Source organism: Streptomyces sp. NBC_00663 (genome assembly GCF_036226885.1).
Classification (GTDB): domain Bacteria; phylum Actinomycetota; class Actinomycetes; order Streptomycetales; family Streptomycetaceae; genus Streptomyces.
In genome coordinates this window covers 2,748,729-2,769,793 of the sequence record NZ_CP109027.1, presented here as the reverse complement: position 1 = coordinate 2,769,793, position 21,065 = coordinate 2,748,729, and the positions used below count along the sequence as shown (strand labels likewise).

At 67.8% G+C, this 21,065-nt stretch carries 26 protein-coding genes and 1 riboswitch; of the genes, 8 read left to right on the top strand and 18 right to left on the bottom strand.

The genetic code is table 11. From position 1 onward, the window contains the following. Nucleotides 1-57 precede the first annotated feature (57 nt). The 12 genes from OG866_RS12325 to OG866_RS12270 form a co-directional block, all read right to left on the bottom strand. Nucleotides 58-666, bottom strand: a complete 609-nt coding sequence (locus tag OG866_RS12325; RefSeq protein ID WP_329334195.1) for a hypothetical protein — start codon at nucleotides 664-666, stop codon at nucleotides 58-60. A 13-nt stretch (nucleotides 667-679) separates the two neighbouring features. Continuing rightward, complete coding sequence (locus tag OG866_RS12320; RefSeq protein ID WP_329334194.1) at nucleotides 680-871, bottom strand: hypothetical protein; 192 nt, start codon at nucleotides 869-871, stop codon at nucleotides 680-682. Then, on the bottom strand, nucleotides 868-1,143 hold the full coding sequence (locus tag OG866_RS12315; protein WP_329334192.1) for a hypothetical protein: 276 nt from the start codon (nucleotides 1,141-1,143) through the stop codon (nucleotides 868-870). The genes OG866_RS12320 and OG866_RS12315 overlap by 4 nt, the downstream gene beginning before the upstream one ends. A 141-nt stretch (nucleotides 1,144-1,284) precedes the next feature. Continuing rightward, the gene (locus OG866_RS12310; protein ID WP_329334190.1) at nucleotides 1,285-3,522 is read right to left on the bottom strand and encodes a cell division protein FtsK; all 2,238 of its coding nucleotides are present in this window, start codon (nucleotides 3,520-3,522) and stop codon (nucleotides 1,285-1,287) included. Between the two features lie 78 nt (nucleotides 3,523-3,600). Further along, nucleotides 3,601-3,927 carry a hypothetical protein gene (locus tag OG866_RS12305; RefSeq protein WP_329334189.1) on the bottom strand — a complete coding sequence of 109 codons (327 nt, stop codon included), beginning with the start codon at nucleotides 3,925-3,927 and terminating at the stop codon, nucleotides 3,601-3,603. A gap of 26 nt (nucleotides 3,928-3,953) precedes the next feature. Continuing rightward, nucleotides 3,954-4,124: a pRL2-8 gene (locus tag OG866_RS12300; protein WP_329334187.1), complete on the bottom strand. Its 171-nt coding sequence runs from the start codon at nucleotides 4,122-4,124 to the stop codon at nucleotides 3,954-3,956. Nucleotides 4,125-4,126: 2 nt separating this feature from the next. Continuing rightward, nucleotides 4,127-4,444 carry a hypothetical protein gene (locus OG866_RS12295; protein ID WP_329334186.1) on the bottom strand — a complete coding sequence of 106 codons (318 nt, stop codon included), beginning with the start codon at nucleotides 4,442-4,444 and terminating at the stop codon, nucleotides 4,127-4,129. A 2-nt stretch (nucleotides 4,445-4,446) separates the two neighbouring features. Next, on the bottom strand, nucleotides 4,447-4,854 hold the full coding sequence (locus tag OG866_RS12290; protein WP_329334184.1) for an RRQRL motif-containing zinc-binding protein: 408 nt from the start codon (nucleotides 4,852-4,854) through the stop codon (nucleotides 4,447-4,449). After that, a complete protein-coding gene (locus OG866_RS12285; RefSeq protein WP_329334182.1) occupies nucleotides 4,854-5,870 on the bottom strand; it encodes a DUF2637 domain-containing protein in 1,017 nt (338 codons plus the stop codon). The genes OG866_RS12290 and OG866_RS12285 overlap by 1 nt, the downstream gene beginning before the upstream one ends. Then, on the bottom strand, nucleotides 5,867-6,013 hold the full coding sequence (locus OG866_RS12280) for a hypothetical protein (RefSeq protein ID WP_329334180.1): 147 nt from the start codon (nucleotides 6,011-6,013) through the stop codon (nucleotides 5,867-5,869). The genes OG866_RS12285 and OG866_RS12280 overlap by 4 nt, the downstream gene beginning before the upstream one ends. Then, complete coding sequence (locus OG866_RS12275) at nucleotides 6,010-6,300, bottom strand: hypothetical protein (protein ID WP_329334178.1); 291 nt, start codon at nucleotides 6,298-6,300, stop codon at nucleotides 6,010-6,012. Before OG866_RS12275 ends, OG866_RS12280 begins: the two co-directional genes overlap by 4 nt. A gap of 97 nt (nucleotides 6,301-6,397) precedes the next feature. Continuing rightward, nucleotides 6,398-6,766, bottom strand: coding sequence for a hypothetical protein (locus OG866_RS12270; RefSeq protein ID WP_329334176.1), 369 nt, complete (start codon nucleotides 6,764-6,766; stop codon nucleotides 6,398-6,400). Nucleotides 6,767-7,321: 555 nt separating this feature from the next. On the opposite strand from OG866_RS12270, the gene OG866_RS12265 reads away from it, so the two are divergent. Further along, nucleotides 7,322-7,717: a GntR family transcriptional regulator gene (locus tag OG866_RS12265; protein WP_329334174.1), complete on the top strand. Its 396-nt coding sequence runs from the start codon at nucleotides 7,322-7,324 to the stop codon at nucleotides 7,715-7,717. Nucleotides 7,718-7,933: 216 nt separating this feature from the next. On the opposite strand, the gene OG866_RS12260 is transcribed toward OG866_RS12265, so the two are convergent. The 3 genes from OG866_RS12260 to OG866_RS12250 form a co-directional block, all read right to left on the bottom strand. After that, nucleotides 7,934-8,443: a flavoprotein gene (locus OG866_RS12260; protein ID WP_329334171.1), complete on the bottom strand. Its 510-nt coding sequence runs from the start codon at nucleotides 8,441-8,443 to the stop codon at nucleotides 7,934-7,936. A 50-nt stretch (nucleotides 8,444-8,493) separates the two neighbouring features. Continuing rightward, on the bottom strand, nucleotides 8,494-9,729 hold the full coding sequence (locus tag OG866_RS12255) for a helix-turn-helix domain-containing protein (protein WP_329334169.1): 1,236 nt from the start codon (nucleotides 9,727-9,729) through the stop codon (nucleotides 8,494-8,496). A gap of 338 nt (nucleotides 9,730-10,067) precedes the next feature. Next, the gene (locus OG866_RS12250; protein WP_329334167.1) at nucleotides 10,068-10,298 is read right to left on the bottom strand and encodes a hypothetical protein; all 231 of its coding nucleotides are present in this window, start codon (nucleotides 10,296-10,298) and stop codon (nucleotides 10,068-10,070) included. A gap of 9 nt (nucleotides 10,299-10,307) precedes the next feature. Continuing rightward, nucleotides 10,308-10,488, bottom strand: a riboswitch (cyclic di-AMP (ydaO/yuaA leader). 561 nt (nucleotides 10,489-11,049) lie between these two features. Here OG866_RS12250 and OG866_RS12245 point away from each other — a divergent pair. The 3 genes from OG866_RS12245 to OG866_RS12235 are packed head-to-tail and all read left to right on the top strand — an operon-like array spanning nucleotide 11,050 to nucleotide 12,860. Further along, nucleotides 11,050-11,847 (top strand): TIGR04255 family protein, encoded by a 798-nt coding sequence (locus tag OG866_RS12245; RefSeq protein WP_329334165.1) that lies wholly within the window; start codon nucleotides 11,050-11,052, stop codon nucleotides 11,845-11,847. Then, nucleotides 11,844-12,395, top strand: a complete 552-nt coding sequence (locus OG866_RS12240; RefSeq protein ID WP_329334163.1) for a hypothetical protein — start codon at nucleotides 11,844-11,846, stop codon at nucleotides 12,393-12,395. The genes OG866_RS12245 and OG866_RS12240 overlap by 4 nt, the downstream gene beginning before the upstream one ends. Nucleotides 12,396-12,422: 27 nt before the next feature. After that, entirely contained in the window at nucleotides 12,423-12,860 is a 438-nt protein-coding gene (locus OG866_RS12235) for a hypothetical protein (protein WP_329334162.1), read from the top strand. A gap of 103 nt (nucleotides 12,861-12,963) precedes the next feature. Here OG866_RS12235 and OG866_RS12230 read toward each other — a convergent pair whose 3' ends face one another. After that, entirely contained in the window at nucleotides 12,964-13,389 is a 426-nt protein-coding gene (locus OG866_RS12230; RefSeq protein WP_329334160.1) for a DUF6233 domain-containing protein, read from the bottom strand. Nucleotides 13,390-13,907: 518 nt separating this feature from the next. On the opposite strand from OG866_RS12230, the gene rlmN reads away from it, so the two are divergent. From rlmN to OG866_RS12210, 4 genes are all read left to right on the top strand, one after another. Further along, nucleotides 13,908-15,014 carry a 23S rRNA (adenine(2503)-C(2))-methyltransferase RlmN gene (gene rlmN / locus OG866_RS12225; RefSeq protein ID WP_329334159.1) on the top strand — a complete coding sequence of 369 codons (1,107 nt, stop codon included), beginning with the start codon at nucleotides 13,908-13,910 and terminating at the stop codon, nucleotides 15,012-15,014. 127 nt (nucleotides 15,015-15,141) lie between these two features. Continuing rightward, on the top strand, nucleotides 15,142-16,209 hold the full coding sequence (locus tag OG866_RS12220) for a thiamine ABC transporter substrate-binding protein (RefSeq protein WP_329334157.1): 1,068 nt from the start codon (nucleotides 15,142-15,144) through the stop codon (nucleotides 16,207-16,209). A gap of 44 nt (nucleotides 16,210-16,253) precedes the next feature. After that, a complete protein-coding gene (locus OG866_RS12215; RefSeq protein WP_329334155.1) occupies nucleotides 16,254-17,855 on the top strand; it encodes an ABC transporter permease in 1,602 nt (533 codons plus the stop codon). Beyond that, the gene (locus OG866_RS12210; protein ID WP_329334154.1) at nucleotides 17,855-18,874 is read left to right on the top strand and encodes an ABC transporter ATP-binding protein; all 1,020 of its coding nucleotides are present in this window, start codon (nucleotides 17,855-17,857) and stop codon (nucleotides 18,872-18,874) included. Before OG866_RS12215 ends, OG866_RS12210 begins: the two co-directional genes overlap by 1 nt. Before the next feature lie 186 nt (nucleotides 18,875-19,060). Here OG866_RS12210 and OG866_RS12205 read toward each other — a convergent pair whose 3' ends face one another. Both OG866_RS12205 and OG866_RS12200 read right to left on the bottom strand, forming a co-directional pair. Next, on the bottom strand, nucleotides 19,061-19,765 hold the full coding sequence (locus OG866_RS12205; RefSeq protein WP_329334152.1) for an LAETG motif-containing sortase-dependent surface protein: 705 nt from the start codon (nucleotides 19,763-19,765) through the stop codon (nucleotides 19,061-19,063). A gap of 162 nt (nucleotides 19,766-19,927) precedes the next feature. Further along, nucleotides 19,928-21,049, bottom strand: a complete 1,122-nt coding sequence (locus tag OG866_RS12200; RefSeq protein WP_329334150.1) for an LOG family protein — start codon at nucleotides 21,047-21,049, stop codon at nucleotides 19,928-19,930. Nucleotides 21,050-21,065 lie beyond the last annotated feature (16 nt).

Sequence of the window (21,065 nt, the reverse complement as noted above, 5' to 3'; positions counted from 1 at the left end):
CTGGAGAACCGGGGCGGGCGCAGGCTTGTGGTGAGACGGCGCCCGCCTCGGGCGTAGCTACTGGTCGTCGTCGCCGCTGTCGAAGGCGGGCAGCGACGGCAGGCCCGCGCGTTCCAGCGCGACGGGGTCGAAGCCGGGCAGGGCAGCGCGGGTGACGAGTGCCTGGGCGAGCTGTTCGACGTAGGCGGCGCCGGTGCGGGCCACCTCGATCTGTGTGGTGGCGCGGAGGGTTTCGACGCGCTCGATGTGGGCGTACTCCTCGCGCCGCTCGCTCGTCTCGCGCTGGTAGGCCACCGTTTCGCGGCGGTCGGTGCGCCAGTAGCGGGCGGCGAGTCCGTAGGCGCCGGCGGTGGCGAGCGACCACAGCAGCAGCGGCAGCGGAAGCCCGTCGGCGTATCCGGCCACCCCGGCGAAAGCGAGGGCACCGGAGGCGGCGAACGCGGTCCCGACGAGCACGGAATCTCCGGTTGCGTTGCCCGCGACGACGCCCGCAGCGGCGGCACCAAGAGACAGGGTGGTCATCAGCGCGGCGTTGCCGACGCTGTGTTCGGCGCCGTTGGCGTTCCAGATCCGGGCTAATGCGAGCACGGTCGTGGTGGCGATGGCGGGCGCCGCCTTGGGCAGCGCGGACACCGCCCAATGGCGGTCGTTCGTGGGGTCGTTCATGGCGGTTCTCCTGTCAGTTGACGGAGGCCAGGAAGTCGGCGAAGGAGGACACCAGGTCGCGGATGGGCCCGTAGGCGCCGGTTCCGGCGGCGAAGAAGCCGAACAGGAACAGCAGGAGCGCGCTGCCCGGGCCGGTCGTGCGGGTCTTGATGGCGACGGCGGAGGCGGCGCCGAACAGCAGCACCGCGGACAGGGTGAGGGTCATCGGGTCACCCCCGAGGTCGGGGTGTCGGTGCCGGCGCGGTAGATGCGGGCGAAGCGGTTGTAGAGCCAGCGGCCGAGGCGTATGCGCTTGCCGGTGGCGTGGCAGCGGCGGCAGTCCTTGCCGCGCTTGAGCCGCCCCTTGCGGTCAGCCTTGAGTTTGTGGCCCATGCCGTGGCACTTGCGGCAGTCGCCGAACGGCGAGGCAGCACACACGGCGACATAACACAGTGTGATGCCGATGAGTAGGGTGATAGCGAGCGGGATCAGGGGCATGAAAGGCCCTTCCAGGCGGTTTCCAGGGGTTTCCGCAGGTGGGCCGCTATCCGCTAGCGGCCTGATCAGAGCAGGTTTGGGGCGCTAGCGGGGCCGCTAACGTTAGCGGGGTGTGCCGCTATCGTTAGCGGCCCCGGAGCGTCAGCCCGCGTCCCGGTTTCCGTCACGCTCCGCAATCGCGGCGACGATGTGGGAGCGGTCGATACCGCGCCGGTTGACGACCTTGCCCTTGACCCGGCGCCCCACCTGGATGGTGGAGACACCGTGCGGCTTGAGGGCGGCGGCGAGGCCTTCGGGGTCCCAGCCGCTGTAGACGTCCTCGCGCAGTTCCGCGAGGCGGGCGACGACGGTTTCGGACCACACCTTGGGCTCGTCGGCGGGGACGACGGCGAGGATGTCGGCGAGCAGGTCGTAGCCGGACGCGACCGGCTCGGGTGCCTCCCCCAGCGCGTAGCCGGACAGGAGTCCGGCCTTGTCGCGGGTGCGGCGGGCGCGGGCGGCGATGGTGTCGGCGCCGGGGGCGTCCACGTAGACGGAGGAGACGATGCGGGCGTCGGAGCCTTCCCCGACGAAGTAGTGGATGCCCTTGTCGCCCCAGGCGAACATGGTCGCCCGCACCCCGCGCTTGTACGCGGAGGTACCCAGGACCATGTCGTTCTCCAGCTGGCCCATGACCTTCAGGCACCAGCGCGCCGACGCGTTCGCCGAGATGCCGGTGGGCAGTGCCTTGGCGTCCGGGCGCTGGGTGGCGAGCAGCAGCACGATCCCGGTGGCAGGCCCCCGCTTGACCAGGTCAGTGCCGATCTCCTCGAACTCCTTGCCATGCTCGGGGTGTTCGAACAGCACCTGGCACTCATCCACACCGATCACGATCGGATGCAGTCCCAGGGAGCGCTTGTCGGCAAGCTGGCTGGTCACCTTCGACTCGGGGCAGATGTCCCGCGGCAGCGAGCGGATCACCTTGGTGCGGCGGCGCAGTTCCTCGCGCAGTGCGCGCCAGTCGTTGAGCGCGTACAGGATCGCTTCGTCGTCGTCCCCGGCGGCGTGCCGGTGGGAGACGGCGTTGCCGACCGGGTCCAGGTCGCCGGTGCCCTTCATGTCGTAGGTGTGCAGTTCGGCGCGCGGGTCCAGGGCGGCAATCAGCAGCAGCAGACGGAGCAGGAACGTCTTGCCCATGCGCGGGATGGCGCCGATGATGCCCGCGATGTACATGAGCGTGACCTCGATCCAGCGTCCGCGCTGGTCGGTGCCATAGGCGACCGGCTTGAACAGGTCCACCGACCCCGACTTGAGCAGCGGCCATGCAGGCTTCTTGGCCTTGTTCATGTCCTGATCGCCCACCCACAGCACCAAGTGGCCAGTGTGCTCATCCGGGACCGCCTCGGGCCACACGCACCCGAGCGGGCGGCGCAGCCCCGAGGCGAGCCGGTCGCGGCGCTCGATGACGTCGGTCACGGTGACGCCGTAGGGGAGGTTGCCCTCCGCACGCCAACCGGGGCCGTCGCGGGTGATCGGGGCGGTGAACTCGAACCCGTCCCGGCCCTTGGACTGCGCCTGGTTGATGGCGGGGATGCCGAGCGCCCCGAGCGCGCGCAGCACGATGTCCGACGTGAGCTTGACGGCCTTGGGCAGTTCCACCGCCCGGTGGATGACCGGGGCGTCCGCCTTGCGGCCGGCCGCCCCCAGGGCGAGGACGACCGCACCGACCGAGACGGCTTGCAGCCAGTCGGGAGCGAGGACGTACAGAGCGAGCGCCAGACCGAGCCCGACGAACATCGCGAGCACGGTCACGAGGGTGCGCAGGCGGACCCGGCCATCGCGCTGCCGCGACAGCTTCAGATACTCCGCCGCGTCCTCGCGGCGTACGGCGGCGAGTCGGACCGGCTCACCCTCGCGGTCGGCCACCCACCGCATCGTGCCGCCCACCAACCGAGCGGCGCCGACGGGGGCTTGGAAGGTGAGGCGGGCGGCGTAGACCGGCGAGCGCAGCGCGTGATACCCGGCGGCATGCGCGTAGTGGCGGGCCACCCACGCCGATGCCGTGCGCAGCTCCGCGAGCGAGCGCAACCACACCGGAACGACCGCACGGCGGCGCGCTCCGGCGAGCCGACCGAGATAGCCCGGACCGGTCGCAGTCGGCGTCGACTGGTCGACCATCGGACGGGCGGTCGGGTCGCCCGACTCGGCACCCGACCCACCTCGCTCGGGGTCGGCCGACGGGTCGGCGTCGGGTCGGCTGGTCGGGTCGGCCGACTCGGCACGGGCCGATCGCGCCTTGTCGAGGTCGACCACCTCGCCCCCGGGGTCGGGGTGCGAGTCGGCGGCCATCTCGGCTTCGAGCCGGTTGAAGAGTTCGTTGTCGTCGTCGGGGTGCTTCACTGAGAGTTCCTTCCAAACGGGTTGCGGGAGGGTGGGCCCGGCCGTCGCTGTAGGAGGTGGGCGGCCGGGCCCGTCGGCTTACATGCCGTGCGGAAGCGCGCTGCCGGCAGGGAATTCGAAGACCGTGACCAGGACTTCCAAGCCGGGGTCGTCGGCGTAGGCAACGCGGGTGTAGACGACGGTCAGCGGGGTGCCGTCGCGACCGGTGGTCGGATAGGCGCGGACGTCGTGCCCCCATGTCCGGCGCCGACTGACCGTGAAGCGGGCGTAGGACGCCGGGATCACGCCGTGCACGCCGAAGTTGCTGCCCGAGAGGCACACGAACCGTGCCGAGTCGGCGGTCAGCGGCCGACCGAGCGAGCCACCCGACCTGCGGAACAGATGAGTGATCCGTTTCAGGCGCATGCCCGAACGCCTCCTTCGAGGGGCTGTCACCGGCGGCGGGTCGTCTGCTTGGGGACGATGTAGGGGTGGCCGTTGAGCATGTGGTCCACGCACTGCGGGCAGTCCTCGCGGGGGCGGAGGTGGCGGTGTGCGCGCCGGTCGTTGGCGTGCTGCCAGCACTGCGGGCACTCGCCGGGAGGCGTCTGTGTGCGGGCCATGGTCACCACCACGCCGATGACTTCTTGGTGGCCTTGGCGGTGGCGGTCGCGTTCACGATCTTCTGCCGCTCGGTCTGGAGGGCGGTCAGTTCCCCGCTCAGCCGGGTCAGGATCGAGGTCGTCAGGTTGTCCAGCTTGCGTTCGGCGCGGCCGGTGCTCTTGCCCCGGACGACCTTGTAGGAGCCGCCGATCAGGGCGCGGGTGACGGCCCGCTTCTCGGCTCCGGTCAGCGGCCACAGCTCGCCCTTGCGGGCCGCTGCGAGCTTGCGCTCCGCGTACTGGATTTCGCGGTCCAGGCGGCGGGTGTTGGGCTGGCCCATGGTCAGGCACTCCTCACGGTCTCGTGGACGGCAGCAGGGGTGGTGTCGGGGTAGGCGCACAGCAGGCAGCAGCCGAGCGAGGTCGGCAGGCAGTAGCTGTAGGTGATCCGGCAGACGGGGCAGGTGCGGCGGGCGAGCATCGCCAGAGCGAGCGCGCCCCACTTGCGCGACGTCATCGGCCGGACCGGCTTGGCCAGGTCCTCGCGGTACAGGTACGCGACTTGCACACCCGCCTTGCGGCCCCGGTGCTGGCGCATCACCTGCGCCGCCACCGGCTGACCGCCCGGCCGTAACCCGCGCTCGCGTAACTGGCGGCGGGTGGCGTAGCCGTCCGGGGCGAAGTGCCACGGGAACGTGGGCACGCCGAACCGTGCACCGGCGGGGTCGTAGCACTTGGCGTACGCGGTCATCACGCCGCCTCAGCCGAGTCGTCGTGAGACGGGCCCGCGTCGGTGACGGGGGTGTCGACCGCGTGCAGCGGGCGGCCCTCGGATCGCTCGCCCTTGAGGGTGTCGCGCAGGGTGCGGGCGTTGGCCTGCGAGACGTGCAGCGTGGTGCGGATACGGTCCGCGGTCAGCTCCGCGTCCGACCAGTCCTCGGTGACCTCGCGCGCCTCGGTCAGTAGCTCTTCGAAGGTGCGCTGCGTCTTGGGCTTGCTCTTGGCGGGCCGCTTGCGCTGCGTCTTGGGCGTCTCGTTCTGCGGCTCCTGCGGGGCCTGCTCCGGCTCCGGCTCGGGGTCGAGGGGCAGCGCGTCGGTGGGAGCGAGTTCGCCCATGCGCAACATCACGCGCTCGCGCCGCGGGGTCTCACGGCGCCAGCCGCGGCCGTAGCGCTCGCGCAGGTCCGCGCGGGCCAACTGCCGCTCCTTCTCCCGCGCCAGCGCCTCGCTGTAGGAGGTGATCTCCCACAGCGTCATGCGGCGCCACAGCAGGAAGGTGGAGGGGAAGGCGAGCAGCCAGCGGGAGAACCGGATCTTCTCCATACGGCGGCCGGTGGCAGCGCCGATGCGGACGGCGTAGATGTGCGCGCCGATCTCGGAGAACACCACCCACAGCAAGGGCATGGTGCCGTGCGCGACCTTGGCCGACAGGGAGTGCCCGGCCGCGATGTTCAGCCCGCACGTGATCAGCGTGAGCACCCAGGGCACGAACCGCACCCACGCCAGCGCCATATCCATCCGGATCAACAGCAGGTTGGCCACGGTGAACACCGGGATAGCCACGTCGATACCGACCGGAAGCATCCACGGCTCGCCGAAACCCCAGCGCAGCGCGGCAGCGGAGACGGCGTCGAAGGAAGAGATCAGACCGAGCGCACCGACCCCGGCCGCGGCGAGCGCGCCGATGCCGGCGAGCCCCATTTCCGGGCGGGTGAGCGGCGGCACAGCCGGGAGTTCCACGGTGGATGTGGTCTCGGCGGTGGTCATCCCTGGTCACCCGCCTCGGATGCCCGCAGTTGTGCGTCCATCAGCTCTGCCTGCACGTCGGTGACCTGGCCGTCGAGGATGCGCTGATAGACCGCCTCACTCTCCAGGAACATGCGGTCGTCGAAGTTCGTGCCCTCGCTCATGCCGCCGCTCCCTTCCGGGAAGCCCGGCGCCGCCCGGACGGGCGGGCGAGGGGGACGACGTTGACCAACTCGGGGTGCAGCTCGATGAGTTCGGCCGCGATGCGGGAGATGTCGTCGGCGAGGTGCGGGGTGTCGGCGAGGATGTCGCGGGCCGCGTCCAGACGGGCCGCGCGCTCCTCTTCATTCTCCCCCTCGACTCCGAGCCAGAGCTGAACCGGGGTACCGAGCGCCAGTTCCACGAACTCATCGGTGGACACGGCCTGGTGATGGCCGATGTAGGAACGCATGACAGGACTCCTGACGGTGGAGGGACGGAAGAGACCGCCAGGGCGGGCGCAGGCGTTTGGTGAGACGGCGCCCGCCCTGTGGCGGAAGAAGGGAAGTTCAGACGCGGACCCGGCGGGGCCGGTTGAAGGCGTTGATCAGGCCACCGGTGACGCTGATGACCGAGGTGAACGCCACGAAACCGACCGTGGCCAAGTTCGCGCCCAGGTCGCGGAGGTAGTGACCGTTGGCGACGGCGGCGGCGATGCCGAGCACCAGGAACAGCAGGGTGGCGAGCGCGCGGCCGGTGGTCATCGGTTTGGTGGCGCGGGCGACCAGCTCGATCTCGGCCGGGCGCACCGGACGCAGGGTGTTGCCGTTCAGCTGGACGTCGACCACGTTGCCGGAGCGGTGGGCGGCGACGCCGGCCACCGTGCCCAGGGACTTGTCACTGCGGACGCGCACGACGTCACCGATGGCGAGCAGCATGGTTCCCCCTCGTATGTGGTGGACACCGGGGCTCCGGTTCCCTACGACCCCGCCCGTACGAGCCGCTCCGTAGAGCGCTGGCACGGGCGAGGGAGGCAGCCGGCGCGGCGCTAGCCGCCGCGATTCGGTGGAAGGTGACCGGTCGTCCGCAGCACTTCGAGGTGCTTGCGGACCAGGGATGGAATGGCGCCGCCGTGCCGGTCGATCACGGCCGCGCCCATCGCTTTCGTCGAATCACTGAGACTCCTTCAGACCGCTGAACAGGGGATGTGCACTGCAAGGGGGACCGAAGTCCCCACACGCCGGCCGTTGCTCGCGGTCACCGGGCCACCTCGCCAGTACGGGCCGAAACCCTGTTCCACCTGGCCTTTAGCGGGATTGCAGCGTCCCCGCCCTATGCATTCGTGCAGGTCAAGCACTTACGAGCCCGGATACTGAAGCCCTTTCGGGCCCCGCGCTCCGGTGTGACTTCAGATTGACCTAGGTCAATCTGTCTGTCAAGGAGGTGCGGTAGAAGAGCCTGAGATTGACCTAGGTCCGGTTACTCTCGGGGGTATGGATCAGAGCCCTGAGGTGCCCAAGCCCACGCCGACGGCCAAGGAGATTGCGGCGCAGTTCCGCGAGAGGATCACGGGCCCCGATCGCGAGTACGACGCGGGGGAGCGGCTCCCGGCTGCTCGTGCTCTTGCCAAGGAACTTGGCGTACAGCTCATGACCGTTCAGAGTGCCTACGGTCAACTCCGTGACGAGGGACTGGTCCTCACCCAGCAGGGACGTGGGACGTTCGTCCGTGACCCTGCGGTACCCCTTGGTACCGAGCCGGGCAGCAGCCCTGCATTCTCGGCTCTGGCCGCAGAGCTCAGCACGATTCATGACGCTCTCCGGTTGCTCGGGGAGCGGCTCGACCGGCTTGAGCGGCTTGTGGGAAGCGAGACTCCACCTTCACCGTGAGTTCGTCCGCCCGCCTCAGCAGTCGTTCGACCTTGACGCGCGCCTCGCTCAAACTCGCTTTGATCCAAGCGAGTTCAGCAGGAGTCATGCCTTCCCACTCGCCGCTTCGCTCCGTGATCCCTGACATGCCAATGAGCATGTAGCCGGGAACGGCAGTGGACCCGGACAGACTGTCCGGGTCCACTTTCCTTGCAGGTCACACGGGTTGACGACTCGTCACCTCGTAACGTCGTCCACAGCATCCAGCACTGCCCCCCACGGGAGTTCGCGCCCCGCCGGCGCTTCGCGCGGCTCGTGCAGCGGCCAGACGTCCGGCCCGCCGACGATACGCACGTCCCCCGCCAGGAGGGTGTCGATGTGGTGCTGCCATGCCGGGTGACGGGAGTGAGCCGCGTTCACCCGAGGGAAGACGACCACGGGCAATCCGAGGGTGCCGATCGCCTCGCCCACTTGTGTCAGAGCCTGGTTATCCATCAGGCCCATGGCGAGCTTCGCCACCATGTTTGCCGACGCGGGAGCGACCACATAGCAGTCAACCGGCGGATGACGTCGGGCCTCGCCGGGCAAGCGCGGCTCATCGCGCACAGGCAGTCCGGTCAGCTTCTCCAACTGCTCCACCTCGCCGCTCAATCGCAGCCACTGACCTGCGGTCGGCGTGAGTGTGACGGCCACCTGCCATCCGCGCTCCATCGCAGGCTCAACCAGGCCAGTGCGCAGCACCTCCACGCCTCCGGCCGCGGACCCGACGACTCCGAGCACCCCGCGCTTGCCTGAACTCACTGCACCGCCCTGCACCGTTGAGCCATCACGAACACCTCAGACGATCGCGAGCCGCCGGTGACCGGTGATTGTTTGATCAGATCCCGCAGTGTCTCGCGCACCCTGGGATTGTTGCGCACGAGCTGTGGCGATGTGCGCTCAGCCGTGCGGAGTTCCGTGAATGCCTCATCGCCCTGTCCGTTGAGCGACAGGGCACGCGCGAAGTCGATGCGGTGCGACACGCTGCGTTCCTGTGGCATGTGGTCGACGTTGATCCGGCCGTGTTCCACCACGTACGAGACGTTGTCGAGGTCCAGCTCGACGGACAGGCGGTGAAGCAGGACGTTCGTGGGTCCGAAGCCTGTCTGCCAATAGTTCTCATCTGAGCCGAGATCCTCCGCGAGTGCCTCGGCTCGGTCCAGAAGACCGGTTGCAGTGGGCCGGTCCTGGTGGCGCGCCGCTGCCACGGCGGCACGTAGGTGGATCATCCCCAGCAAGCTGAGTGCCGCGGGGTTGTTGTCGGTCACCTGGGACGACAGCCACGCTGCGGCCGTGTTACCCAGCTCCAACGCGTCGTCGTACCGGCCGTTAGCCAGAAGGGCGTGAGTGCCGGACCGTGCCGCGGACGCCAACACGAGCGGGTCGTCAGACTCGTCAGCGGCACGCATCGCGCGCTCTGCGGCGAGCCACGAGATGTCCGATTCGCCGATCTTCGCGAGTGTCGTAGCTGCGAGGTGATGGGTACGGGCTGACACTGCCCAGCAGTCGCTACGGTCCTCGCCGCGCCGTGCGGCTCGCTCCTCCAACTCTTGCGCAGTCTGAAGGAGCGCGGGGAGCGCAGATATGACGCCGCCGAGTCGACCACGCTGGTAGTCGTTCCATGCTTGCTCCACACGTACAGCCACGGGTGCCGGCGTGGGGAGCTGCACCTCAGCCTCGGGCCCGAAGAGCAGACGAGAAAGCCGACGCGGGCTCATGAGCGCGTCGCGTACGGCCGGTACGTCGTCCTGCTGCTTCTCGTCCTCCATGAGCACGGTCTGACCGAGCAGGTCTCCGAGGGGAACGCGCAGGATGCGAGCCAGCTCAGCGAGCATGTCGATGCGAGGGGGCTTCCGGCGCCCTGTCTCGATCTTTGCCAACCAGTCAGTGCTACGGCCAACCAGGCCAGCGAGCACCTCTTGCGTGTAGCCGCGACGCTTCCGGTAGAACGCGATGCGTTCACCGATGCTGAGGTGATCTCCAAGACCACGCATTGCGTGTTGCCTCCTGCTGGATGGTGGGGGCCGGTTTTCACGGTACAGAGCCGGTGGTGGGGCGGGTAGTTGGCCCCGCGTGCTGCGAGACCGGAACGAGTCTGGAGGCAGCCAACGCAAAGGGCCCGGACAGAGTGTCCGGGCCCTCCTGTTGAGCACCTACACGCTAGATGATCCCTATCTGGCTCAGGCGTAACGTGATGCCCAGATGAGCCCGCTCTTGTGGGCGGTCTCTCATCTGGGCACAAGCGAAGCTCATCTCAGGATCGCTGAGGGCCCCAGGCCAAACGCTCCGGAGCTAAGGGCAGAGCCTCATGGATACGGCTACGAGGTTCGTATCACTGCTCGTTCCACGCGTACGTCAGGATGATGAATGCCATCACGATCGTGCCGCACCCGGCATTCATCCCGAACTCCAGGGCTTTGACCAGCCACAAGTCCATCGGCACGTGATGGATGATGCTGGCGTAGAGGCCCGCGATGATCGAAAACATGACTGCGAACACTGCCTCAAACCCCGGAGCGTAAGACGCCCTGGGGACGGGCGGGTTGTTCGGCAACGCAGACATGACTGCCTTCACCCTTCATTTAAGCCGCCTGTGAAGGATGACCTGTCGGATTCGGGCTGGCGAAGATGCCCGGCTGCGTTGCCGCAGCTTCACCCCAAGGGCTGCCCGGAGGTTTGCTCCGGCGCCCGGTGTTGCTGGGTCCCCCACTCCTGCCGCGCTCCATGTGTACGGAACTCGGCGTCCAGGCAGCGGCAGGACTCAGCGTCCGCCTGGGCGGCCTCACCTACGTCAGTGAGGGCTTGTGATGGGAGATCCTCCACCTCAAAGACGAGTAAATCCAATGGGAGAGCCGCTACGTGCTGTGACTCACACACAGCGCGTCCGGAGGGTGTCGAACGAACGTCTAAACGGGCTGGCAGTAAGCCTATTGACTCAACGTCAGGAAAAAAATCTGACTATAACGATCGCGCCTATAAAGATCAGATAATGACGCTGTGTAGCGCCACGCCCCCCGTTCGGCCGCGGATGGGCGCGAGTCGAAGCGTGGCGGGCCGACCGCGCCCCGGCGACTTCGGAAGGTGCCGTCTGGGTCGAACACGTGAACGGATCCGAGATGTGGGTGATCAATAATGTGGCCGGTTAGTCACTTCGAGTGACTCAAATCACATGTTCGCGTCGACAGTGACCGCCCCAGCCCATACTCTTCAGCCAAGTAGTAGGCGAAGGGTGCTGCCGCACTGAAAGCGGGCAGGCTCAAGGGGAGGGGGGCGAGCGTATTGCTGGGTCCTCTTCCCGCATCAGGGAGGCCGACGTGAGGGAACTGCCAGACTTTGCGCGTCCGCCTGTTGTGGAGGTGGCGTGTGGTCTGCAATTCCGGCGGATCACCGGAATCCATGGCCTGAAGTTGACGCCGCTATACGAAACGTGGAGGGCCGAGCTACCCAATGTAGAGGAGCATCCACCACTTCCTGGTATGGAACCAAACGTCGGGCCGGGGCCGAAGATCAAGCTGGATCTTGCGTCGTTGCCGGCCGCGCGATACTGGTTTCTTGACGACTCCGGGAGGGACTTGGTTCAACTCCAGCAAGACAGGCTGATTGTAAATTGGCGTGACGTTGGGGACGGTACTCCGTATCCACGCTTCGGTTATGTACTTTCCAAACTTAAGAAGCGTCTTGACGAGTTGGCTAATTTTGTTGATCGCGCTTTCGGTGCAAAGCTAGAGGTTATTCATGCCGAGCTAAGCTACGTCAACGCTCTCGCTGGTGAGTCCGGAGACCCTCTGGATCCTCACGATGTGTTCCATACGTGGCCGGACTTCGCTCTGCACCACCTTGGAAAGCCTGTAAATTCGCAAATCGTTTTTGACTTCCCAATCGAGGAGTTTCAGAGCGGGCGAAATTTCTTTTTGCGTGCGGCGATTGAATCTGGAAGCCTGCTCACTGGACAGGCGGGAAATTTCCTCACGATGACCGTCCAGGGGCGTCCTGGCTCCACTGGTTCAAGCGGGGCGGTCGCTGCCATCGAGGAAGCGCATGAGCACCTTGTAGCTAGCTTCGCAGAAATCACCACTGATTCGGCTCACAAGCGATGGGGGAAGCGCTCATGACCGTGATCGTAGGGATGGAACGTCCGGTAGTGACCGGGCTTACCATGCATCGAGCCCATTCGTTGCCGGTCGCGGCAGAAACGGTGTCTCATTCTCACGTGAGTCGAAAAGGGCGAGCTCTGGTAGGTGTGGGTGGCGGTGAGAGCCGAGCGCCGTCCATGCAGGTGCTCCATGATGTGGTGCAACGGCTGAATAAACTCCTTGCGCTCCCCCGGGGATGGGATGGCGGGCGTGAAGAGAAGGTTTCGCCGGATGCCGCTATTGCTAGTCTTCGCATCTTGATGCGGGTGATGAGCAACGATACTCTGCCGCCTCAGGTATTTCCCCTTCCTGACGGAGGTATTCAAATGGAGTGGCATGTCGCAGGGAATTCGATTGAAATCGAAATTTCTGCGAACGGGCAGGATGGTTATGCCGTTTCCGAGAATTCTGAAGGAGACGTAGTGTTTGATTCGGAGTATAGTCTTTCGGGGATTGAGGACTCCCTAATTGAACTGCGTGCCATTCTTTCAGGGCTGTCGCGCCATGCTCTAGCGACTCGCAGCTAATTTTCATTCTGGATCGTCGGGGTGGGGATGCACGAAGAGCAGGATGTTCCGGGGGAGGAATCGCTATGGCGGAGGGTGAGCGTAACGAATCCACATATGATGCGGCGAGACACGGTCACTGAAGAGGAGCGTCCTACCAGCGCGGCTTTCAAGCCTAAGCCGCACGAAGATGGAACTTCGGTATACGTGCGTGGCCTGCTGCATGAGATGGACCTCGATGCTGCGGCAGTGATCGTCAAAAGTGATGACTCGGTGTGGGAAGTCACGGTCAAGGATATCCAAGATGTAAACTTAGATGTGCGTTTGGATCTCTGGCCGCAGGATATTGAGAATGCAGAACATCTGCGCAATGGGGCGCATGCGCTAATTGTAGGATGGGACGGCTGGACCAAGGGGCAGATTTCCTCTGCGGCAAGGGCCCTGGCAAAGGTGGCCGTTTGTGTGTACCGGCCTGACGGTGCATGATCAGGCCGGTACAAGTGCTGACTCTCGGGCTGTTCCAGAGTGGCCGCCCTATCGAGACCGGTTGGACCGCTGGATCGGCTTCGCCGCGTTTTTCCCGCGGGGCTCAGTCCACATCGATCCCTAGCTCGGTGTCTGGGCGGCAGAACGGGCAAGCCTCCACCATGGGGTCGAGCAGTGCCGCGCGGGCGTCCTGTGCGGTCACCGGGTGCGTGGGGCCGGCGTTCCCGCAGTCGTCGGTGTGGATGCGGGCGGGTTCTGGTCCGATCGCCCTCCGCTGTCGCTCCACGGCGAAGCCAGTCGCCTTGGAGCCGCGGGCGTTGCTCGTGAAGCCGGTCAGGGCAGCTGGCTGCTGCGCGCGCACTGAAGATGGCTGCTGTGCTGCATTGCCTTCTGTATGGGCCAGCGCCTCAGCAACAGCCTCGCGCTGAAGACGCAGGTACACGCCCACGGTCTCGTTCTCGGCGATCTGCTGTTCCAGGTGCCGCAGGATCGCTCGGAGGCGAGGGACGTCAGGCGGTAGGGCGGACATCGTCCGTACCGCCGGCCGCGTTGAGGCCCGTCACCTCCAGCCCCCTTCTCCCTGCCCGAGGCTCCGCAGCTCCCGCAAGGCTTCGGGCGTCCGGCCCCCGCGCTCCTGCCAGTGCGAGTGGAACAACACTGCGGTCGACAGCTGGTAGAGGCGACGTCGAAGGCCGGTGTCACCAGGTCTTTTGGCGAGCTGACGGTAGACAGCCGCCCACTCCTGCTGTGCCTGGACGAGGTCGTCGGGGAACGATCGCATGGTCAAATTCAATCATGTGTTCGATTTCCTTGGCGAGCGGTGACGGGTCGCACTCTGCATTGAGGGGTGGGCCTACCGGCCCCGCGCGTCCCGACCGCAGGTATCCGGCCCGCGACCTGCACCTATGTGCTCGTAGTGGACCGAGATCCGGGCCGTCTGTGGGCCGTCCGAGGGTGCCCCACGACGACCAGGAGCGACCAACAATGACCACCTCGCACGGCTCGCAGCGCAGGTCACATGATTCGATCTGCGACACTGGTCTAGCCATGCCTAAGCCCGGAGAACTTACATTCGTCGCCCCGCGCGGAGCCAAGAAGCCGCCGCGGCACCTTGCCGATCTCACTCCCGCCGAGCGCAAGGACGCCGTGGCCGAGATCGGTGAGAAGCCGTTTCGTGCCAAGCAGCTCTCGCAGCACTACTTCGCGCGGTACGCGCACGATCCGGAGCAGTGGACGGACATTCCGGCCAGCGCTCGCGGCAAGCTGCGGGAGGCGCTGCTTCCCGAGCTGATGACCGTCGTACGGCATCTGTCGACCGACGAGGGGACCACGCGCAAGACGCTGTGGCGGCTGTTCGACGGGACGCTCGTCGAGTCGGTGCTGATGCGGTACCCGGACCGGGTCACCATGTGTATCTCCTCGCAGGCCGGGTGTGGGATGAACTGTCCCTTCTGTGCCACCGGGCAGGCGGGTCTGGACAGGAATCTGTCCACCGCCGAGATCGTTCATCAGATTGTCGATGGGATGCGGGCGCTTCGGGACGGGGAAGTGCCCGGCGGGCCCGCGCGGCTCTCCAACATCGTCTTCATGGGGATGGGTGAGCCGCTCGCCAACTACAAGCGGGTCGCCCAGTCGATCCGGGCGCTCACCGACCCCGCTCCGGACGGGCTCGGGCTCTCGCAGCGTGGGATCACTGTCTCGACCGTGGGGCTCGTGCCCGCCATCCACCGGTTCGCCGACGAGGGCTTCAAGTGCCGGCTCGCCATCTCGCTGCACGCGCCCGACGACGAGCTGCGCGACACCCTCGTCCCCGTGAACACGCGGTGGAAGGTGCGCGAGGTGCTCGACGCCGGGTTCGAGTACGTCGAGAGGTCGGGGCGTCGGCTGTCCATCGAGTACGCGCTGATCCGGGACATCAACGACCAGGCCTGGCGTGGGGACCGGCTCGGGCGGCTGCTGCGCGGCAAGCCCGTGCACGTCAATCTCATTCCGCTGAACCCCACCCCCGGCTCCAAGTGGACCGCCTCGCGGCCCGAGGACGAGAAGGCCTTCGTCGAGGCGATCGCCGCGCACGGCGTGCCCGTCACCGTTCGGGACACCCGTGGGCAGGAGATCGACGGGGCCTGTGGTCAGCTGGCGGCCACCGAACGGTAGTCTTTGGCCCGTACGTACATCTTCATATCCGACAGGGGAGCGCGACAGCGCTGAGAGTGCGGCGATCGGGCCGCAGACCCTCTGAACCTCGCCCAGGTCATTCTGGGTAGGAAGTTCGGTCATCACCGTGAACAACAAGAAGTTTCTCGCTGCCGTCGTCGGCCTCGGCCTGGTCACGCTGTCCGCGTGCGGGTCGTCCGACGAGGGCTCCAAGAGCGAGTCCAAGACCGTCACGCTCGTCAGCCACAACTCGTGGGCCGTCTCCAAGAGCGTCCTCGCGGCCTTCGAGAAGGAGTCCGGCTACAAGGTCAAGGTCCTGGAGGACGGCGACGCCGGGCAGGCCGTCAACAAGGCGATCCTGACCAAGGACAACCCGCAGGGCGACGTCTTCTTCGGCGTCGACAACACCCTGCTGTCCCGGGCGCTCGACAACGGGCTCTTCCAGTCGTACGAGGCGAAGGGCGCCGGCACGATCAAGGCCGGGTACCGGGTCGACGGGGACAAGGTCACGCCCATCGACACCGGCGACATCTGCCTCAACTACGACAAGGCCTGGTTCACCGAGCACAAGCTCAAGCCGCCGACGTCGTACGACGATCTGATCAAGCCCGCCTACAAGAACCTCCTCGTCACCGAGAACGCCTCCACCTCCTCGCCGGGTCTTGGCTTCCTGCTCGGTACCGCCGCGAAGTACGGCGACGACGGCTGGCAGGACTACTGGACCAAGCTCAAGGCCAACGGCGTCAAGGTCGTCGACGGCTGGGAGCAGGCCTACAACGAGGAGTTCTCCGGGTCCGCCGGGGGCAAGAAGGCGAAGGCCGACCGGCCGCTCGTCGTCTCGTACGCCTCCTCGCCGCCCGCCGAGGTCATCTACGCCGACCCGAAGCCCTCGACCGCGCCGACCGGCGTCGTCGACGGCACCTGCTTCCGGCAGGTCGAGTACGCGGGACTGCTGAACAACGCGAAGAACAGCGAGGGCGGCAAGGCGCTTCTGGACTTCCTGCTGACCAAGAAGTTCCAGGAGGACATGCCGCTCAACATGTTCGTCTACCCGGTGGTCGAGGGCGCGGCCGTGCCCGCCGAGTTCACCCAGTACGGTCCCGCCGCCAAGGACCCCGAGACCATGGACCCGGCGAAGATCGCCGACAACCGTGACGACTGGGTCAAGTCGTGGACCTCGCTCGTACTGAAGTAAGCGGCCCTCCTTCGAAGAAGGGCGCTGCGGCCCGGCTCGGCCTCATGGCCGTGCCCGTCGCGTTCTTCGCGCTCTTCTTCGCCTGGCCCGTCGCCGCGATCGTCGCGCGGGGGCTCAAGGCGGACGGGAGCTGGCAGTTCGGGCGGATCGCGGACGTGCTCGCGCAGTCCGACATCCGGCACGTCCTGTGGTTCACGACCTGGCAGGCGCTCGCCTCCACCGCGCTGACGCTCGCGGTCGCTCTCCCGGGCGCGTATGTGTTCGCCCGCTACGACTTCCCCGGCAAGCAGATCCTGCGGGCCGTCGTCACCGTGCCGTTCGTGCTCCCGACGGTGGTCGTCGGCACGGCGTTCCTGGCACTGGTGGGGCGCGGTGGGCTGCTGGACGAGCTGTGGGGCGTACGCCTGGACACCACCGTGTGGGCGATCCTGCTCGCGCACGTCTTCTTCAACTATGCCGTCGTCGTACGGACGGTGGGCGGGCTGTGGGGGCAGCTCGACCCGCGGCAGGAGGAGGCCGCGCGGATGCTGGGCGCCTCCTCGTGGCGGGCCTGGCGGAAGGTCACGCTGCCCGCGCTCGCGCCGGCCGTGGCCGCCGCCGCGCTCATGGTCTTCCTCTTCACCTTCACCTCCTTCGGGGTGGTGCAGATCCTCGGCGGGCCGACCTTCTCGACGCTCGAAGTGGAGATCTACCGGCAGACCTCGGAGATCTTCGATCTCGGTACGGCCGCGGTCCTGACGCTGGTGCAGTTCGTGGCGGTGGGCGGGATCCTCGCCGTGCACGCGTGGACGGTACGGCGCCGGGAGAGCGTGCTGCGCCTGGTCGCCCCGGGGACGACCGCCCGCCGGCCGCGCCGGGTCGGACAGTGGGCGCTCCTTGCCGGGGTGCTGGTCACGATCGCCGTGCTGCTGGTGCTGCCGCTCGCGGTCCTCGTCCAACGGTCGCTCGACGCACCGGACTTCGGCTACTACCGGGCGCTGACCTCGGCCGACGGGGGCGTGTTCCTGGTGCCGCCGATCGAGGCGATCGGTAACTCCCTGGAGTACGCCGTCGCCGCCACCGCCATCGCGGTGCTGATCGGGGGGCTCGCCGCGGCGGCGCTCACGCGGCGGGACGCGGGGCGGTTCGTACGGGGCTTCGACGCCCTGCTGATGCTGCCGCTGGGCGTGTCCGCGGTGACCGTCGGGTTCGGGTTCCTGATCGCCCTCGACGAGCCTCCGCTGGATCTGCGGGCGTCCTGGATCCTGGTGCCCCTCGCGCAGGCGCTGGTCGGCGTTCCCTTCGTCGTACGGACCATGCTGCCGGTGCTGCGGGCCGTGGACCAGCGGCTGCGGGAGGCGGCGGCCGTGCTCGGGGCGTCGCCGTGGCGGGTGTGGCGGGAGGTCGATCTGCCGCTGGTGCGGCGGGCCTTGCTGATCGCGGCCGGGTTCGCGTTCGCCGTGTCGCTGGGGGAGTTCGGGGCGACCGTGTTCATCGCACGGCCCGACAACCCGACACTGCCGGTCGCGGTGGCACGGCTGCTGGGGCGGGCCGGAGACCTCAACTACGGCCAGGCCATGGCCCTCTCGACGATTCTGATGGTGGTGTGCGCGGTGGCGCTGCTGGTCCTTGAGCGGCTGCGGACCGACCGGACGGGTGAGTTCTGATGCTGCTTGCGCTGGAGGAGGCGACGGTCCGCCTCGGCGGACGGGCCGTCCTGGACGGGGTCGACCTGTCGGTCGCCGAGCACGAGATCGTGTGTGTGCTCGGGCCGAGCGGGAGCGGCAAGTCGACGCTGCTGCGGGTGGTGGCCGGGCTGCAACACCTGGACGGCGGCCGGGTGTTGCTGGACGGGCGGGACCAGGCGGGAGTGGCCGCGCACAAGCGCGGAGTCGGGCTGATGTTCCAGGACCATCAGCTGTTCCCGCAGCGGGACGTGGGCGGGAACGTGGCGTTCGGGCTGCGCATGCACGGAAGCCCGAAGGGCGAACAGGCCGGACGGGTCGGGGAGTTGCTGGACCTGGTCGGGCTGCCCGGGGCCGCCCCGCGCGCCGTCTCCGCCCTCTCCGGGGGTGAGCAGCAGCGGGTGGCGCTCGCGCGGGCGCTCGCGCCCCGGCCTCGGCTGCTGATGCTGGACGAGCCGCTCGGGCAGCTGGACCGTTCGCTGCGGGAGCGGCTGGTCGTCGAACTGCGCGAGTTGTTCGGGCGGTTGGGCACGACCGTGCTCGCGGTCACGCACGACCAGGGGGAGGCGTTCGCGCTCGCCGACCGGGTGGTGGTGATGCGGGACGGGCGGATCGCCCAGTCCGGTACGCCGCTTGAGGTGTGGCAGCGGCCCGCCGACGAGTTCGTGGCGCGGTTCCTCGGCTTCGAGAACGTCGTCGAGGGCACGGTGAGCGGTGAGGCCGCGGACACGCCGTGGGGGAAGGTGCCGGTGCCTGAGGGGGCCTCGCAGGGGGTGCGGAGGGTGCTGGTGCGGCCGGCGGGGGTGCGGCTCGTGGACGCGGGGTTGCGCTGCTCCGTGGTCGCGCGCACGTTCAAGGGCACGCATGTCGCGGTGCGGTTGCGGCCGGAGGGGGACGCGCCGGTGCTGGAGGCGGCGTGTGCGTTGCGGGAGGCGCCGGAGGTGGGGGACGTGGTGGGCGTGGAGTTCGATGCGGGTGAGGTTGTGGTGCTGGGCCGCTGATTGGGTGCGGCTGGGTGGGGGTTGCGGTGGGCGGGGTTTCGCTTGCCCGCGCTTGCGGGTGCCGCTGCGCCCACCCGTGCCGCCCCAGCGGCACGACTGCCCGCAGCTGGGGCGGGACGCGATGGGGTGACATGGGTGTGGCCCGTCTCCTGATGGAGGCGGGCCACACCGGTGTGCGTGTCGTGCTCAGCGGCTGCTGTTCGCTCCGCGACGACGCAGGCCGAAGAAGACCGCGCCGCCACCGATGGCGACCAGGGCGACCGCGATGCCCGCGATCATGCCGGTGTTCGAGTTGGCGCCGGTCTCGGCGAGGTTGGACTCACCGGCCGCCGACGGGGCGCTGCTCGGGGTGGACTCGGCCGGGGCGGTGCTGCTCTCGGAGGCCGACGGGGTCGGGCTGTCGGACTCCTCCTCGGCCGGGGTGGACTCGGACGCCGACGGCGACGGGGTGGCCGTCGGAGTCGGGGTCTCGTCGTCGGTCTTGCAGGCCGTGGCCGGGGTCGTCAGGTTCGGGCTGACGTCCTCACCCTTGATGTAGGGCTCGGCGACCACGTGGACGCGGTACTCCGCGTTGGGCTTCCAGGCCTCCTCGAAGGTGATCGTCGTGCCGTCCTTGGAGCCCTTGACCGTCTGCTCGCCGACCTTGCGGACGTCGGCGTTGTTCTCCACCAGGTACACGGAGACGGTGGCTTCGACGCCGGACTTGTCCACGTCGGTGACGTTGATGATGCCCTTGTCGCCGTCGCACTTGGCTTCGGCGGAGAATTCGTTGATGTTGCACGCCAGCGCGTTGCCGGCGACACCGAGCGCGAGCGCGGCCGAAGCGGAGGCGACACCGAGGACACGCACGGAACGGGCGACGGTGCGGCGGGATATGGACAGAACTGCCACGTTTGTCCTTTACGGGATGCGCAATTGCGGGGGGTGGGAGGAGTGGTGAGGGAGCATCACGAGATGCGACAACACCATTCCCAAGAGGCTCACAGGTTTATAAGTGTGGCGTAAGTAGTGTCAACGCGTAAGCGCATCACAGGCATTGGCTTTGCCTGCTTATTAACCACCGAGACGTTTCAACGCCGCCGGAGCCTCCTCGATTCGGTCAACAAGGGCGATTCGCGACTCCATCGAACGTTCCCGCGCAAGTGCCGTGAGCAGGGGCCAGGTCGGCAGCCGCTCGGTCCAGTGCGCCCGGTCGACGAGCACCATCGGGGTCGGCTCGCCCCGCGACTCGTAGTAGTTGGGCGTCGCGTTGTCGAAGATCTCCTGTACGGTCCCGGCGGCGCCCGGCAGGAACACCACCCCCGCGGTCGAGCGGGCCAACAGGCCGTCCTCGCGGGTGGCGTTGGCGAAGTACTTGGCGATGTGCGAGGCGAAGGGGTTCGGCGGCTCATGGCCGTAGAACCAGGTCGGGATGCCCACGGACGAGCCGCCCTTCGGCCAGCGCGATCGCACCTCGAAGGCGGCGGCGGCCCAGTCGGTGACCGACGGGGTGAACTTCGGTGCCCCGGCGAGGAGTCGGAGCGCCTCGGTGAGCATCGCGTCGTCGTACGGGGCGGCGTACGCACCGAGGTTCGCCGCCTCCATCGCGCCGGGGCCGCCCCCGGTGGCGACGGTGAGGCCGGCCCGGGTCAGCTCCCGGCCGAGCCGGGCGGCACCGGCGTACGCCTCCGTGCCGCGGCCCATCGCGTGGCCGCCCATGACGCCCACCACCCGGGTCCCGCACAGGAGTTCGTCGAGGGCGTCCGAGACGGCGTCGTCGTGGATCGAGCGGAGCATCGAGGCGAATATGTCGCCGTCGGCCTTGGTTCGCTGGAACCAGGCGTACGCGCGGGCGTCCGGCGTCTCCTCGTACCCCTTGGTGAGATGGGCGAACAGCTCGTCCGGGGAGTAGAGCAGACCGCGGTAGGGGTCGAACGGAAGATCAGGGACGGGCGGGAAGACCATCGCGCCGTCCGCGCGGACCTTGGCCGCCGCGTCCTCGCGCATGGGGCAGCCGAGGAAGACCGCGCCCGCGGTGTCCGTGGCGAGCAACTCCCTTGTACGGTCCCTCAGATCGACGGCCTGGACGCGGAAGCCGGCGAGGGTGCCGCGGGCCGAGACCTTCGCGTCGAAGTCGTCGAGGGTCTCGATTTCACGGTCGTCGTGGTGGGCCGCATGGGCGGGCATCGTCTGCACCCGCCCATGCTAGACA

Coding starts and splice junctions, on each gene's coding strand:
- OG866_RS12325 (WP_329334195.1), bottom strand. CDS start 666: ATGAACGACCCCACGAACGACCGCCATTGGGCGGTGTCCGCGCTGCCC.
- OG866_RS12320 (WP_329334194.1), bottom strand. CDS start 871: ATGACCCTCACCCTGTCCGCGGTGCTGCTGTTCGGCGCCGCCTCCGCC.
- OG866_RS12315 (WP_329334192.1), bottom strand. CDS start 1,143: ATGCCCCTGATCCCGCTCGCTATCACCCTACTCATCGGCATCACACTG.
- OG866_RS12305 (WP_329334189.1), bottom strand. CDS start 3,927: ATGCGCCTGAAACGGATCACTCATCTGTTCCGCAGGTCGGGTGGCTCG.
- OG866_RS12300 (WP_329334187.1), bottom strand. CDS start 4,124: ATGGCCCGCACACAGACGCCTCCCGGCGAGTGCCCGCAGTGCTGGCAG.
- OG866_RS12295 (WP_329334186.1), bottom strand. CDS start 4,444: ATGGGCCAGCCCAACACCCGCCGCCTGGACCGCGAAATCCAGTACGCG.
- OG866_RS12290 (WP_329334184.1), bottom strand. CDS start 4,854: ATGACCGCGTACGCCAAGTGCTACGACCCCGCCGGTGCACGGTTCGGC.
- OG866_RS12285 (WP_329334182.1), bottom strand. CDS start 5,870: ATGACCACCGCCGAGACCACATCCACCGTGGAACTCCCGGCTGTGCCG.
- OG866_RS12280 (WP_329334180.1), bottom strand. CDS start 6,013: ATGAGCGAGGGCACGAACTTCGACGACCGCATGTTCCTGGAGAGTGAG.
- OG866_RS12275 (WP_329334178.1), bottom strand. CDS start 6,300: ATGCGTTCCTACATCGGCCATCACCAGGCCGTGTCCACCGATGAGTTC.
- OG866_RS12270 (WP_329334176.1), bottom strand. CDS start 6,766: ATGCTGCTCGCCATCGGTGACGTCGTGCGCGTCCGCAGTGACAAGTCC.
- OG866_RS12265 (WP_329334174.1), top strand. CDS start 7,322: ATGGATCAGAGCCCTGAGGTGCCCAAGCCCACGCCGACGGCCAAGGAG.
- OG866_RS12255 (WP_329334169.1), bottom strand. CDS start 9,729: ATGCGTGGTCTTGGAGATCACCTCAGCATCGGTGAACGCATCGCGTTC.
- OG866_RS12250 (WP_329334167.1), bottom strand. CDS start 10,298: ATGTCTGCGTTGCCGAACAACCCGCCCGTCCCCAGGGCGTCTTACGCT.
- OG866_RS12240 (WP_329334163.1), top strand. CDS start 11,844: ATGACCGTGATCGTAGGGATGGAACGTCCGGTAGTGACCGGGCTTACC.
- OG866_RS12235 (WP_329334162.1), top strand. CDS start 12,423: ATGCACGAAGAGCAGGATGTTCCGGGGGAGGAATCGCTATGGCGGAGG.
- OG866_RS12230 (WP_329334160.1), bottom strand. CDS start 13,389: ATGTCCGCCCTACCGCCTGACGTCCCTCGCCTCCGAGCGATCCTGCGG.
- rlmN (WP_329334159.1), top strand. CDS start 13,908: ATGCCTAAGCCCGGAGAACTTACATTCGTCGCCCCGCGCGGAGCCAAG.
- OG866_RS12215 (WP_329334155.1), top strand. CDS start 16,254: ATGGCCGTGCCCGTCGCGTTCTTCGCGCTCTTCTTCGCCTGGCCCGTC.
- OG866_RS12210 (WP_329334154.1), top strand. CDS start 17,855: ATGCTGCTTGCGCTGGAGGAGGCGACGGTCCGCCTCGGCGGACGGGCC.